Source organism: Methylotuvimicrobium sp., from assembly GCF_050611805.1.
Lineage (GTDB): Bacteria > Pseudomonadota > Gammaproteobacteria > Methylococcales > Methylomonadaceae > Methylotuvimicrobium.
In genome coordinates, this window is the sequence record NZ_JBNGHF010000022.1 from 12,351 (window position 1) to 25,574 (window position 13,224).

Annotated in this window: 14 protein-coding genes; 9 read left to right on the forward strand and 5 right to left on the reverse strand. The window is 47.3% G+C overall.

Annotated features, from left to right (window positions below; translation table 11 throughout):
• Positions 1 to 121 precede the first annotated feature (121 nt).
• The 4 genes from trmB to ACRJJO_RS12155 all read right to left on the reverse strand — a co-directional run bounded on the left by trmB (position 122) and on the right by ACRJJO_RS12155 (position 4,933).
• A complete protein-coding gene (gene trmB / locus ACRJJO_RS12140; protein ID WP_431065995.1) occupies positions 122 to 811 on the reverse strand; it encodes a tRNA (guanosine(46)-N7)-methyltransferase TrmB in 690 nt (229 codons plus the stop codon).
• 140 nt (positions 812 to 951) lie between these two features.
• Positions 952 to 1,929: a sulfur carrier protein ThiS gene (gene thiS / locus ACRJJO_RS12145; protein WP_431065996.1), complete on the reverse strand. Its 978-nt coding sequence runs from the start codon at positions 1,927 to 1,929 to the stop codon at positions 952 to 954.
• A 14-nt stretch (positions 1,930 to 1,943) separates the two neighbouring features.
• On the reverse strand, positions 1,944 to 3,014 hold the full coding sequence (gene aroG / locus ACRJJO_RS12150; RefSeq protein WP_431065997.1) for a 3-deoxy-7-phosphoheptulonate synthase AroG: 1,071 nt from the start codon (positions 3,012 to 3,014) through the stop codon (positions 1,944 to 1,946).
• Between the two features lie 215 nt (positions 3,015 to 3,229).
• Entirely contained in the window at positions 3,230 to 4,933 is a 1,704-nt protein-coding gene (locus tag ACRJJO_RS12155) for an ABC transporter ATP-binding protein (RefSeq protein ID WP_431066051.1), read from the reverse strand.
• 652 nt (positions 4,934 to 5,585) lie between these two features.
• Between ACRJJO_RS12155 and ACRJJO_RS12160 the strand changes: the two genes are divergently transcribed.
• From ACRJJO_RS12160 to ACRJJO_RS12170, 3 genes are all read left to right on the forward strand, one after another.
• A complete protein-coding gene (locus ACRJJO_RS12160) occupies positions 5,586 to 5,897 on the forward strand; it encodes a DUF3301 domain-containing protein (RefSeq protein ID WP_431065998.1) in 312 nt (103 codons plus the stop codon).
• A gap of 83 nt (positions 5,898 to 5,980) precedes the next feature.
• Positions 5,981 to 6,295 (forward strand): YbjQ family protein, encoded by a 315-nt coding sequence (locus ACRJJO_RS12165; RefSeq protein WP_014146679.1) that lies wholly within the window; start codon positions 5,981 to 5,983, stop codon positions 6,293 to 6,295.
• Complete coding sequence (locus ACRJJO_RS12170) at positions 6,292 to 6,492, forward strand: DUF1289 domain-containing protein (RefSeq protein ID WP_431065999.1); 201 nt, start codon at positions 6,292 to 6,294, stop codon at positions 6,490 to 6,492. Before ACRJJO_RS12165 ends, ACRJJO_RS12170 begins: the two co-directional genes overlap by 4 nt.
• Before the next feature lie 310 nt (positions 6,493 to 6,802).
• Here ACRJJO_RS12170 and ACRJJO_RS12175 read toward each other — a convergent pair whose 3' ends face one another.
• Positions 6,803 to 7,177: a DUF6164 family protein gene (locus tag ACRJJO_RS12175; RefSeq protein ID WP_404359216.1), complete on the reverse strand. Its 375-nt coding sequence runs from the start codon at positions 7,175 to 7,177 to the stop codon at positions 6,803 to 6,805.
• A 517-nt stretch (positions 7,178 to 7,694) separates the two neighbouring features.
• Here ACRJJO_RS12175 and ACRJJO_RS12180 point away from each other — a divergent pair.
• From ACRJJO_RS12180 to ACRJJO_RS12205, 6 genes are all read left to right on the forward strand, one after another.
• The gene (locus tag ACRJJO_RS12180; RefSeq protein ID WP_341327117.1) at positions 7,695 to 7,925 is read left to right on the forward strand and encodes a hypothetical protein; all 231 of its coding nucleotides are present in this window, start codon (positions 7,695 to 7,697) and stop codon (positions 7,923 to 7,925) included.
• A gap of 250 nt (positions 7,926 to 8,175) precedes the next feature.
• On the forward strand, positions 8,176 to 8,346 hold the full coding sequence (locus ACRJJO_RS12185; protein WP_341327118.1) for a heavy metal translocating P-type ATPase metal-binding domain-containing protein: 171 nt from the start codon (positions 8,176 to 8,178) through the stop codon (positions 8,344 to 8,346).
• A gap of 43 nt (positions 8,347 to 8,389) precedes the next feature.
• Positions 8,390 to 8,680 (forward strand): hypothetical protein, encoded by a 291-nt coding sequence (locus ACRJJO_RS12190; RefSeq protein WP_014146685.1) that lies wholly within the window; start codon positions 8,390 to 8,392, stop codon positions 8,678 to 8,680.
• Between the two features lie 269 nt (positions 8,681 to 8,949).
• Positions 8,950 to 9,558: a hypothetical protein gene (locus ACRJJO_RS12195; protein WP_431066000.1), complete on the forward strand. Its 609-nt coding sequence runs from the start codon at positions 8,950 to 8,952 to the stop codon at positions 9,556 to 9,558.
• Between the two features lie 92 nt (positions 9,559 to 9,650).
• The gene (locus ACRJJO_RS12200) at positions 9,651 to 12,101 is read left to right on the forward strand and encodes a heavy metal translocating P-type ATPase (protein ID WP_431066001.1); all 2,451 of its coding nucleotides are present in this window, start codon (positions 9,651 to 9,653) and stop codon (positions 12,099 to 12,101) included.
• Between the two features lie 8 nt (positions 12,102 to 12,109).
• Positions 12,110 to 12,937, forward strand: coding sequence for a sulfite exporter TauE/SafE family protein (locus tag ACRJJO_RS12205; protein WP_431066002.1), 828 nt, complete (start codon positions 12,110 to 12,112; stop codon positions 12,935 to 12,937).
• Positions 12,938 to 13,224 lie beyond the last annotated feature (287 nt).

A 13,224-nucleotide genomic window follows, 5' to 3' on the forward strand; every position in this document is an offset into this window, starting at 1 on the left:
GTTAATAGTGGTTGGATGAGCGGGGGCGCTTCGGTTGTGTGACACTGTTGTATGATTTTTCGTCTCGGTGATGTTGAATGACACAATTGCCTTTCGCGCCTATTTTTATTTACACCTATACCTAGTTTTTCCTAAAAATCAAATCCCAAACACGGTGCCCGAGGCGGAGTCCACGGTTTTCGAATTTAGTTAATGGCCGATAAGAGGGGCGCTCGCTAAATCCTCCGCCGGCTTCGGCATTATCAAGATCCGGTGCATTTGATAATACCGCCAGCATATGCTCGGCATAGTTTTCCCAATCCGTCGCGCAATGAAAATAACCTCCTCGTGTCAACTTTGCCGTGATCAAATTGACGAATGCAGGTTTGACGATACGCCGTTTATGATGACGTTTTTTCGGCCAAGGATCGGGAAAAAACAAATGAACGCCCGCTAGGCTTTGATCGGAGATGCATCGTGCCAGAATCTCGACTGCATCATGGCAAAAAATTCGCACATTGCTCAGTTCGCGCGCTTCCAGTTGCATAATCAGGTGGCCGACGCCCGGTCTATGCACCTCAATGCCGATGTAATCGCAATCGGGATTTGCCTCGGCCATGTCAGCTAGGCTATCACCGTTTCCGAAACCGATTTCAACGATAACCGGCGCTTCCCGCCCGAAAATTTCGCTGAAACGGCATTCGATACCGGGCTCCAGGCCGTACTTATCCCAGAAATCGGTGAGTGCTTGCTGCTGTCCAGCGGTGATACGGCCTTGACGCCGCGAAAAGCTTCGGATTTTGCCGGCGTTGGATAATTCAAGGGAATTCATGTTGACGGAGTGTGACGTTTATATTGCAATATTAACGAATGCGACTGAGTCAGCTGGGTTAATGACGCGTAATACAACATTTCTGTGCGAATGCCTGTTGCTTGGCGAAGAAAAAAGCTAAGTGATCCAATACGGTAATATTAAAGAAACAAACCGTCGATCGGCGACGAAGCCGAAGCGAAACGTTTTCTTGGCATGCGTCCGGCTAAAAATGCTAGGCGACCGGCTTCGATCGCTTTTCTCATCGCTTCAGCCATCATGACCGGATGTTGGGCGGCGGCGATTGCGGTATTCATTAGCACGCCATCGCAGCCGAGCTCCATCGCGATAGCGGCATCGGAAGCCGTGCCGACGCCGGCGTCGACCAGAATCGGTACGTTGGCGTTCTCGACGATGGTCAAAATGTTGTATGGATTACGAATGCCCAACCCCGAGCCGATCGGAGCAGCCAATGGCATCACCGCAACACAGCCGATATCCTCCAGTCTTTTCGCGGCAATCGGGTCATCATTGGTATAAACCATCACATCGAAGCCGTCCTTGACCAATAATTCCGCCGCGACATACGTTTCGGCGACATCGGGGAATAAGGTTTTTTGGTCGGCCAAGACTTCCAGTTTGACCAGCTTATGACCGCCTAATAACTCCCTGGCCAAACGGCAGGTCCGCACGGCATCGTCGGCGGTGAAGCAACCGGCGGTATTCGGCAGGATTGTGTACTTATCAGGCGAAATAACATCGAGCAGGTTGGGTTCGCCCGGGTTTTGGCCAATATTGGTCCGTCGGATCGCGACCGTGACGATTTCCGCGCCGCTAGCTTCGATAGCCAGGCGGGTTTCCTCCAAGTCTTTATACTTGCCGGTACCGACCAATAATCGCGAATGAAATCGGGTACCGGCTACGGTGAAGGTATCGTCCTGGCCGCCGCCGATGGCATGAACGATTTCCAGGCGGTCATTGTCCTGTAGCGTTTGCTGTTCGTAGCGGTCGAACGGCAGGATTTCTTTATTCAACTCAACCGCGATGCGCTTGCCGCTTAGCCCCATATCGGCCACAATCCGTGCGACCGTTGTCGCTTCCGGATATTCGCGGGGTTCGCCATTTAGCAATATATTCACATTTACGCTCCGTATCAATTTTCAGTCTTTCTGCGCGCAACGACTGCCGCAGCAAGATCTTTCAACAACTGTGCCGAGTCTTCCCAGCCCAGGCAGGCATCGGTAATACTTTGCCCAAAAGTCAATGGTTTGCCGGGAATTACTTCCTGGCGTCCGGCCTTTAAGTGGCTTTCGATCATGACGCCGATGATGCGTTTGTCGCCACCGGCAATTTGCCCGCCGACATCCTCGCCGACGATCAACTGGCGTTGATATTGTTTCAAACTATTCGCATGGCTGAAATCGATCATAATGCGCGGTCTTAGCCCAGAATTTTCCAGTCCTTCCGCGACTTTTTCAACGTTTACTGCATCGTAGTTGGGCTGGCCATTGCCGCCGCGCAAAATAATGTGAGCATCTTCGTTGCCGCGCGTCGAAAATATTGCCGAGCGGCCTTCCTTCGTTAATGAGAGGAAGTGATGGGGACTCATTGCAGCGCCGATCGCATCGATAGCGATTTTGATCGAACCATCGGTCGCGTTTTTGAAACCGACCGCGCAGGATAGGCCGGAAGCCAATTCGCGATGCACCTGACTCTCGGTGGTTCTTGCGCCGATGGCCCCCCACGAAATCAAGTCGGAAACATACTGCGGTGTGATCAAATCGAGATATTCGGTTGCGGCCGGCATGCCCAGCGTGTTCAGGTCCAACAATAAGCGCCTGGCAATATGCAGGCCTTTGTTGATATCAAAGCTGGAATCCAGATCGGGGTCGTTGATCAAACCTTTCCAGCCGACCGTCGTTCTGGGCTTTTCGAAATATACCCGCATCACGATCAGTAGATCTTTCTTCAATTCGTCTTTGATTTCCTTGAGCCTTTTTCCATACTCGATCGCAGCTTCCGGATTATGAATCGAACACGGGCCGATCACGACTAACAAGCGGTCGTCATCTCCGGTTAATATGTCATGTATTTCGGCGCGCGTTTGCAGCACCGTGGTTGCCGCGAGTTCATTCATCGGCAGTTCTTCGTGTACCGCAACAGGCGCAATGACTTCTTTCGTTTCACTGATTCTTAAGTCATCGGTGTTATATTTGCTTAACATAATAGTTATCCAGCTTGAAAGTGCGCGGAGAGTTAAAAGCCGCACATTTTAACTTTTTTCACGACCGTTTTGTTAGTTTTTGCTTGGCTAGTCTGTAAAGCGATCTATCGCACATCAAATTGATCGAACCGTCGGTTAGTAAAGCAATAACTGTCAGAACAATTTTTGCTCTACTTGTTCAACGACAAATGCGGTTTATTCTATTTAGCTAATAGCTAATAGCTAACAGCCTCTTCCGGCAAAAAACCACCTGCCTGCATTGACCAAAGCCGATGATAAAATCCTTTTCGACCCAGTAATTCATTATGGCTGCCGTCCTCGACAATGTGACCGTTGTCGAAGACCAAAATGCGGTCCAGATGGGCGATCGTCGATAATCGATGCGCAACAGCGATGACGGTTTTACGACCCATGGCTCGGTCGAGATTTTCTTGAATGGTTTTTTCAGTGACCGAATCTAAACTGGATGTAGCTTCGTCAAGAATTAGAATCGGCGCATCCTTCAGCATGACGCGAGCAATGGCGATGCGTTGACGCTGTCCGCCGGACAGCTTGACTCCGCGTTCCCCTACTAGGGCATCGTAACCTTCTTTCATGTCTTTGATAAACTCCTCTGCATGCGCGAGATGAGCAGCGCCGGCTATTTCCGCATCCTCCGCATTTAGTTTTCCGTAACCGATATTTTCTTTGAGGCTGCGGTAAAACAAGCTCGGATCCTGAGAAATCAGACTGACTTGTTCATGCAAGGAATCTTGAGTTACATCGGCAATATCGACATCATCGATTAGAATTGCTCCCTCTTGAGGCTCGTAATTGCGCAGCACTAGCGCGACAAAGGTCGATTTTCCGGACCCGGAAAAACCAACTAGACCTACCCGTTCCCCCGGTTCGATGATGACGTTTAAGTCTTCGAAAACCGGGTGCGAGGGATCGTAACCGAAACGAACATGACGGAATTCGATCCGGCCATTTGTCACGTTTAGAGGCGCAGATTCAGGTTTGTCGACAATATCGTGAGGTCGAACGATGGTATCGATGCCGTTGGCAACATTGCCGACATATTCGAAAAACTCTAAAAATCGTCGGGTTAGATTACGGGCGTCGCTGATAATCAATAACGCCAAAGCAATGCTCATTGTGAAGTCGCCGACACTGATTATGCCGCCATCCCAAAGTGTGAGCGCATAGTAGACCGTCCCTATCTTGAGTGCGGCGGCGGCAATGAATTGAAACCAGCGGACCCGTTCCATATACCAAAATGTCCTGCGTCCGGCCCGAACTTCGGTTTCCAAATATTCGTTCAAATAACGGCGCTCGTAATTGAGACGGGCAAACAACTTTGCGCTAAGCATGTTGCTGACCGCGTCGACGATTTTGCCGTTGACCTGACTGCGAGTCGCTGCGTAATTTTTTGCGTAATGCTGACAACGGGTGGCAAGCCAATAAGAAATGGCAATATAGGCCAATACCCAGATTGCAACGTATTGTCCTAGTCCTTGATTAACTTCAAGCAATAAAAAAATTGAAACGATAAAGGTTACCGTAATTGGCCAAAATTCGCACAAAACCGACCACGTCGTATGATTAACGCTGGTCGCTGTTTCGCTAATGCGATGTGCTAGTGCTCCGGCAAAGTGATTGCCGAAGTAACTAACCGAGTGATACTGCAAATAAGCAAAAAGTTTTTGAGTGGTTCTTTGCCGCAAACGAGGTCCGATAATAATCAGCAATGCACCGCTGGTTCGACTGAAGATGATTTCGGCCAAAGCTAAGCCTGCCAGCAATAGCAATGGTTGTCGCAGTGTTTTCAGTACCGGGCCGGTGTCCCCGCTCAATGAAGCCACGCCATCCATAATAGCCTTGACTGCATAAGGAACCAGAATATTGCATGCCGCCTGTCCGGTCTCGAGAATTAACATTAACATCAATAAAACCGGGAAACTGCTAATACAGTACAGGATAAATTTGATCGTGCCTGTAGGGAGGTCCGGAGCTTCTCGTGCGCGTTGGAAAGAAGAAGGTTTAGGCATGAGTACTGTTATCTACTTTGCTCGTCATCTCTTTGCTAGACATACTCCGTACCTTCATAAAATTAGTCAATTTTTGACTATAAATTTAGGGAGTATACCCATCGTAGATTAAAATTCGGCGCCGGGGTGACCGTCAAAGTGCGCCGTGAACCCAGCACCTAAATTCTATAGGTCTTTGGCAATGATTCAAAATCATGGCTTATTTAGGTGCTGGATGAATTATGCAAGATAGTTACCATAGCCAAAAGGCTATGGAATTTAGGTGCTGGGTGAATACGTCCATGCTCTATGCCAGCTCCATGCTGGCATAGCCTTTGCCGATTACCCCTGCGCCTCCTTAAGCATCGCCGAAATTTGAAGCGCGAAAGGTATAACATGTTCGAAATTGCTCACTACCCGTTGAAATAAAATTTAATAACATGGCCAAGCGAAGTATACCTTGTTTGCTAAGCCGATAAAATTCGGATAGATTGCAGATTGTTAGGTCGCATTAGAGGAATCAATCGATCTTTACACTAAAACTCAATTTTAGGGTCGACCAATGCAAGTTGAAGTGCTTCTGATTTTTTTATTGATTGTAGCTCTTTTTTGTTGGTCGGATGCTTTGTCTATTAGAGAATATGTTTATCTGGCCGCAAGAAAACACTGTGCGGATATGGATGTGCAAATGTTGGACGATTGTGTCGCATTAAGTCGAATGACTTTTAAAAGAGATGAGTTCGGTAAGTTAAGGTTGATGCGTTCTTTCGAATTCGAATTCTCGGCTTCGGGCGATGATCGTTATATTGGGGTGATAACGATGACCGGTCGGCGAATTGAATCGATTCAGATGCCGCCTTACCGGATGACATAAAATTTACGGCGGTGTGCTAATCGAGTTTTTTGCCTGTTTGTAAGCGGCGGGCCTAGGCTTTTATTTAAAAAGGAAAATTAACAATGATTTTTACAACGACACCGGATGTGCCGGGACGAGAGATTACTGAAAACTTGGGCGTAGTAGTGGGCAATATTGTGCAATCCAAGCATGTAGGGCGCGATTTCATGGCGGCTTTAAAAGGATTGGTTGGCGGCGAAATTAAAGGCTACACTGAAATGTTAGCCGACGCCAGGGATCTTGCCATTGAAAGAATGGTGGCCGAAGCGCAGCGTCGCGGCGCCGATGCGGTGGTTAATATTCGGTTTACGACCAGTGCGATCATGGCGAATGCGTCTGAAATCATGGCTTACGGAACTGCGGTAAAACTCAAATGATTCAGCGTCAACGCATCGATTCCCCTTGTGTCGGTAATTGCTGTCTTGATGACGCCGATGTTTGTTTAGGTTGCTATCGCACGCTCGAAGAAATCAAATCGTGGGGGGTGGTCGATGATGAGGTGCGTATCAAAATTCTTAACAATGTTTCGCAAAGGGCCAAGCAAAAAGTGTATTCCGATCGCGTAAGTTGTTGACTCATGTGTGGAAAATAGGCGTCGAGTAAAAAAGAAGTCGTTTTTGCAAAGCTTGTTCGCGGTTTTGGCAGTTGATGATTGAGTAGCCGCTTATGCGCAACGCCATGGAATACGTCTAATGGAAGGATGCTGGGCAGAATCACGTCGAAGAATTTATATTTGAACCTTATTAAAACCGTGTTATTTAACACAGTTTTAATAAGGTATCTTGCCATCATAGCTTCCGCCAGGTATCAGCGAAATCCTGTGCAGAGATGGCAAAGCTTAGCTTTTCACATTCATGTTTCGAGTCGGATGCCCAAATGACCGCTTAAGGCACTGTAAAGCCGAATTCGAATATCAGCTTTATGGATGCATAAAGTACCAATCCGATAGCGGCAAGATATACCAGCAAGCGTATAGAATTATGCTTAAGATTGCCTAAAAGTGTTGGCGCTTTGCCTTCTTTTTTAAGTTGTTCGTACAGTGCTCGTTGGGTCAGCGCGCGCTGCTTTTGATATTGATGCAGCAGGATTTGTGCTTGTTGGAGTTGGGTTTGATCATTAAGCCATAAAGCCGGCATCGAAATTCCCCAGTTACCTGCCGACGTTTCATAAAAGTCGATCGAATGTTCGCTTAGAAGTTCGCGTACTTCCTCGGCCTCGTCTTCTGGTACCCCTCTGAGTGAAAATAGTAAATGCGGCATAGTCTATGGAAAAAATAATGGGTTTATTTGTATTGTATGCGATAACTGTGCGCTCTTTCATTGCTATCAATCTAACTATTATAATTCAATGGCTTAGTTCATGGGCTCTACATTTTATTAGGCTCTGCATTCGGTAAAAGTTGAAAGCTCCCATCGCTACCGGAAACAATTAAAAATTCAAAGTGAATTGTAGGCTACGCTGATCGTACCTGATGTCGGCGCAGAGTGCTTCTATATCCGCAATACAAAGACTGGCTTGCCTCGATCGACACATCCCATACCTTTTATTCTTGGACGGTTTTTTAATCAAAAGGGAGTAGGGCGGAAATGAAACAGTCTGTTTCTAAAAATAAGTCAAATGACGCAATAAAACAGTGTTATTTAACCTATTTTTTTATCAACTCCTTTATGATCGTTTTCCTTATTCTGTAAAATCATATAGTTATAAGTTGGCATTTATTCTGCATATGTTCATGGTACTGAGTAAATTGCCTAATTGTCTACAGAGGTGAAAAAAATGAGTCAAGATTTAACGCGTGTGGAAACTGAAGTCAATGTTGATAACAATGGCGCTCTGTTAGTGGGTGCGGGTTTAGCTGTAGCATCCATGATAGTGTTGCCGGCTTTGGCAATGCGGTTAGGCTTGGGTGCAAGCTTAACCGGTGCATTAAGAATCGCGTTAATGAAAGCATCAAATCGTGCCGCGAGCGGCGCTTATCGATCATCGACAAAAACGGCCGCTTCGTAATTATTCCCTTTGCTAGTCAAACTTCGGCGCCGGAGCGTTTTTTAACGGGCTTCCGGCGCCGAAGTTTGTTTTATGATTAGTTCCCTGCCTTTTTCGGGCGTTCTATACTTTTCTTATCAAGCAACAACCTTTGTTAAATTAAATTGTTATTAGTTCTCATGAACTTGCTTTAGCCCTTACAGTAAGCGCTTGTTGTGTAAAATTTATTTTGCTAATATCGGCCGATAGGAAATGAAATCAAGAATTCAGAATGAACGATACCAAAAAAGCTTGTGATTTATGTGGTTTAACGGTGGAGACGCCGGGGTTCACGTTGAAAACCAATGAAGGTGATAAAGATTTTTGTTGTGAAGGGTGCAAAGGAATCTATCAAATGCTGCACGAGGATCAAATTCTACCTGAACCCGAAAAGTCCGAGTAAGCCAACTTCTATCATCAATTTAAATAATTAAGGAAAAGATTAAATGAAACATGTGCACGGCAAAACCGCACAACAGGGGATGAATTCCATGTCTAAAGAAATTGTTAAAGGTTCGATGGCCTCCGCCACGGTTCAAGGCGGAAGCAAATTGCTCGGTAAAGCAGCCAAGCATCCGTTATTGGTTTTTGGCTTAGGTGTAGCCGCCGGTTACGTGATCTATAAATACCGTAAGGAAATTATTTCGGGAACCACGAAAGTGGTCGATGCCGGAAAAGATTTTGTTTTGCAACAAAAAGAAAATTTAGAAGATATCGTTGCAGAAACAAAAGAATAATAGCGTATATATACCTTTCGCACTTCAAATTTCGGCAGTGCCCGAGGAGGCGCCGAATTTTTATCTACGATGGGTATACTTCGGCCATATTTTGTTATGGCAAGATTATTTTATTCGACGCTGATAAAGATATAAGCGATAGTGACTGCATTAATCGATAAAAGGGTCGAATAGATCCGCGAATTTGTTTATGCGGAGTATTTAACGGGTGTTCTGTACTGATTTGTCGGAACGCCCGTTTTTGTTTCTACTAAGGCAATGTTTGAATTATGGCTATCCAAAGAAATTTTGTGTTGCGTTATCGGGAGAGCGGGCACGTCAGGTTTCAAATTCCCTCGGAAGCCTGCGATTCCGCAGCGGCTAAAGCGTTGACCGAAAAATTGCTTGAACTCGAAGGAGTTTATCGGGTCGTGCTATATCGGCGGCAACAAAAATTATCGATACGTTTTCAAGAAACGATTTGCGAGTTCGAATCACTCGTCAAGCAGTTGTATCAAATCCTGGCGGATAGTGAGAAAGCGGGGATTTTTAATCCGAAGCCGATGGCCGAATCGAGACTCTGGAAGGGGCGAGCGATTCGTAATAAAGCCAAGCCGGGCCCCCTCAGTTGGTTTAAGCAAAAATACACCGATGCCAAAGATACAGTGCATGCGGCTAAAGTCGTTGGAAAAATAGGTTTAAAAAAACCCAAGGCATTTTTAAGCGATCCTGAAAAAGCCGTTATCGACTTTTTGAACGATATTTTAGTGCTGTTTTTAATCAAGTTACATTGGCAGCACATTACCCAGCAATGGATCGTGAAGCCATTCAAATATCGTTATGAATGGATGGCGATCTTCTATATGTTTTATTTATTGATACGGTCACGTAAAAAATAAATTCTTTATTTCTATGCCGCCTTGTGCGGCATATTTTTTAAATCGCAGCGATTGTTGTTATTCACTGGCTTGATATTACTGTCTAAATCGATATGGATTCCCAAAGCGTGACTTTTAAAAACTTCCGGCTTGTTCATCAATTATCCCGGCGCATTCGGATCGAATCTCCAATACTAAAAAAAGACCAAGAACGGGGTTACATTTTTGAAATCCTTCTAAAAAAGCGATCGGAAATCAAAGCGGTACGTTCAGTTTTTTCGCTGGGTTCGGTTGTGATTGAATTCGACCCGGCCAGTCTACCGAAAAAGAATTTACTGATTTTGATCGATGCGGTCCTGGGCAACATCGCCCATAAACAAAGCATCGACCATCAAGCAAGAAAGAAAGACTTTGACGGTCCCCTACAAGAAGTCGATCTTGCCGTCGAAGGCATGACTTGCGCGTCGTGCGCTTTGCTAATCGAAATGGTTCTGAAACGCGATCCGGCGATCAAGCAAGCCAGCGTCAATTTCGGTACCGAAACTTTAACCGTCCATGGGCAGCTCGATAAGGATGAAGTTGGTGTAAGAGTGGCGTCGCTTGGTTACAAAACCTATGCGATGGATACCTTGTCGCAACGCAAAATTCTGATTGAAAAAGAACAGCAACGTATTTTGACGGCACGAAGCCGTTTCGTTTGGTCGGGAATATTGAGTCTGCCCGTTGTTGCGGTCGGCATGAGCATGCCGTCGTCGCGCTGGCTGCATTGGCTGCAATTCGGTTTGACAACACCGGTCGTATTTTGGTCCGGCTGGCAGTTTTTCAGCAAGGCTTTTCGTTTGGCGAAACACCGAGCGGCCAACATGGATTCATTGATAGCATTGGGCGTCGGTTCCGCCTACGGTTATAGTTTGCCGGCGTTGTTTCGAAACAGAGGTCACATTTATTTCGAAGCGGCCGCCGCGATCATTACCTTTGTCTTGTTGGGGCGCTATCTCGAAGAAAATGCGAAGGGCAAGGCCGGAGAGGCGATCCGAAAATTAGTCGATTTGCAGCCGCAAACCGCGACGTTGTTGCGCGACGGCGAAGAAGTCACGATCGATGTCGACGATATCGCAATCGACGATATTTTATTGGTGCGTCCAGGTGAAAAAATACCGACCGACGGCCAAGTGATTCATGGCGTTTCGACGGTCGACGAAGCGATGGTGACAGGCGAAAGTTTACCGGTCGTCAAGGAAGTCGGTCAAAAAGTGATAGGAGGCTGCGTCAACGGCAGCGGCGTATTGAAGATACGTGCGACTGCGGTCGGTATGGACACCGTGCTGGCCGGTATCGTACACATGGTAGATCAGGCTCAGGCAGCCAAATTGCCGATTCAGAAACAGGTCGATAGAATCTCGGCGGTGTTCGTGCCCTCGGTCATGGTTTTTTCAGGCTTGACGATGGGCGGGTGGTTGCTGGTTGGTGCGCCGTTCGCGCATGCCTTCGGTAATGCGATTACCGTGTTATTGATTGCTTGCCCTTGTGCATTAGGCTTGGCGACTCCGGCGGCAATCATGGTGGGTACCGGCCGCGCGGCGCGCGAAGGTGTTTATATCCGCAACGGCGAAAGTCTGGAACTGGCGGCCAAGCTCGATGCGATCGTGTTCGATAAGACCGGCACGATTACCGAAGGTAAACCAAAAGTCAGCGAGTGGCTCAATATTTCCGGAATAGACGATGAGGAAGTCCTGATATTGGCTGCGTCGGCAGAAAACAATTCGGAGCATTTTCTCGGTAAAGCGATCGTAGACTATGCCAAAGAACGTTCGATGATCCTGCAGGAATGCAGTCATTTCAAGAGCGAAACCGGACGAGGCATATTAGCCGAAGTCGGGGGGAAAAATTTATTATTGGGCAATAGAGGGTGGTTGGTTGACCAAGGTGTTTCGATCGATGCTTTATCGAAAACGGCCGGCGAATATGCCGGGCAAGGTAAGACGCCCGTGTTTATGGCGATAAACGGAAAGGAGTCGGCGGTTTTCGGTATTGCCGATAAGCCGCGGCCACAAGCGGGCAAAGCGATCGCACGATTGAATAAAATGGGTGTACATACACTGATGGTGACCGGCGATACCGAAAAAACGGCTAATTATATAGCCGCAAAAGTTGGTATCGAAACGGTTGTCGCGAACGCCAAGCCCGAAGACAAGCTCGCGATTATTCACGAATTCCAGCAACAGGGTCGCCATGTCGGTATGATCGGTGACGGCATCAATGACGCGCCGGCACTGGCGGCGGCCGATGTCGGTTTTGCGATCGGTAGCGGCACCGATATCGCGATCGAGTCGGCCGATATGACGCTAGTCAGCGGCGATATTACCAAAGTAACCGATGCAATCGAACTTAGTACCGATACGATTCGCATTATCAAGGAAAATTTGTTTTGGGCGTTCGGTTATAACACGGTCGCGATTCCGGTCGCGGCCTTGGGTAAGCTTAATCCGATGATCGCCTCGGCGGCGATGGCGCTGAGTTCGGTGTCCGTGATCGTCAATTCGTTGCGCTTGGGTAAAAAATAGGATTTCAAATGGATCATTCGACAATGGATCACGGCATGCATCATATTGCTGCAGCCGGCGGTTTCGACTACAGTCTGGCTTTTATGGCCGGATTGTTGGGCAGCGGACATTGTTTGGGAATGTGCGGCGCATTGGTTTCCGGTTACTTCATGAAATCAGGACCGTCCAGAAGCTATCTCCCATATTTCGCCTATCAACTCGCGCGCATTTTCGTTTATACGATGGTCGGCTTCGCCGCCGCCTCGCTCGGAGTCGTGTTGGTTTCGAGCGGCCTGTTTGGCAAATTGCAAAGTCTGCTGCAAATGGTGATCGGCGCAGTCGTGATCCTTTTGGCTTTGGGTATTCTCGGATGGATACCGTTTCAAGGCTCGATTCGATTGATTCCGATGAATGTGTTACGCAAGGGCTATGCATCTGCCAGCACCAAAGGTCCGGTCGTCGGCGCGCTGATTGCCGGGTTGTTGAACGGCTTGATGCCGTGCCCATTGACGTTTGCAATGGCCGTTAAGGCTACATCCGCTACAACCATTGCCGAGGGCGGATTGTTGATGCTGACTTTCGGTGCCGGAACGCTGCCGATGATGCTGTTCATCAGTGTCGCGTTCGGTAAGATGAGTGCGCATTTCAGAGGCTTGATGTTGAAAACGGCGGCCTTGATCATGATCGTAATGGGTTCGAATACGATCTATATGGGGCTGTCTTTCTATGTTGAGGAACATCATCATCACCGCGATTTCTTGCATGATTTGAAAGATAGAATTGATGAATTGATTGTGTTTTTAACAGAATTCGTCGACTATCTCGGCACCATGGTTAATAATGTGCCGGGGGCATAAGACCGCTTCTATAAAATACAGCACTCATCGTCTAAGCCGGGAAAGCCAGGTGACAATTAATCGTGTCGGGGTCACATTGACTAAGATGGTATCTAAGATTTATACATATCGCTTTGAGGTACATTGTTGGCCATCCTGCGCGATGACAAAAGCACGCAAATGTTGGAGTGCCGGAGGGTACGCTGTGCGTGCCATGGTAACCCCACCAAACTTAACACAAGCCTTTATGGTTTGATCAGGGTAGTTAACGGCATGAAGGTACGCACAGCGTACCCTACAATTTCTGT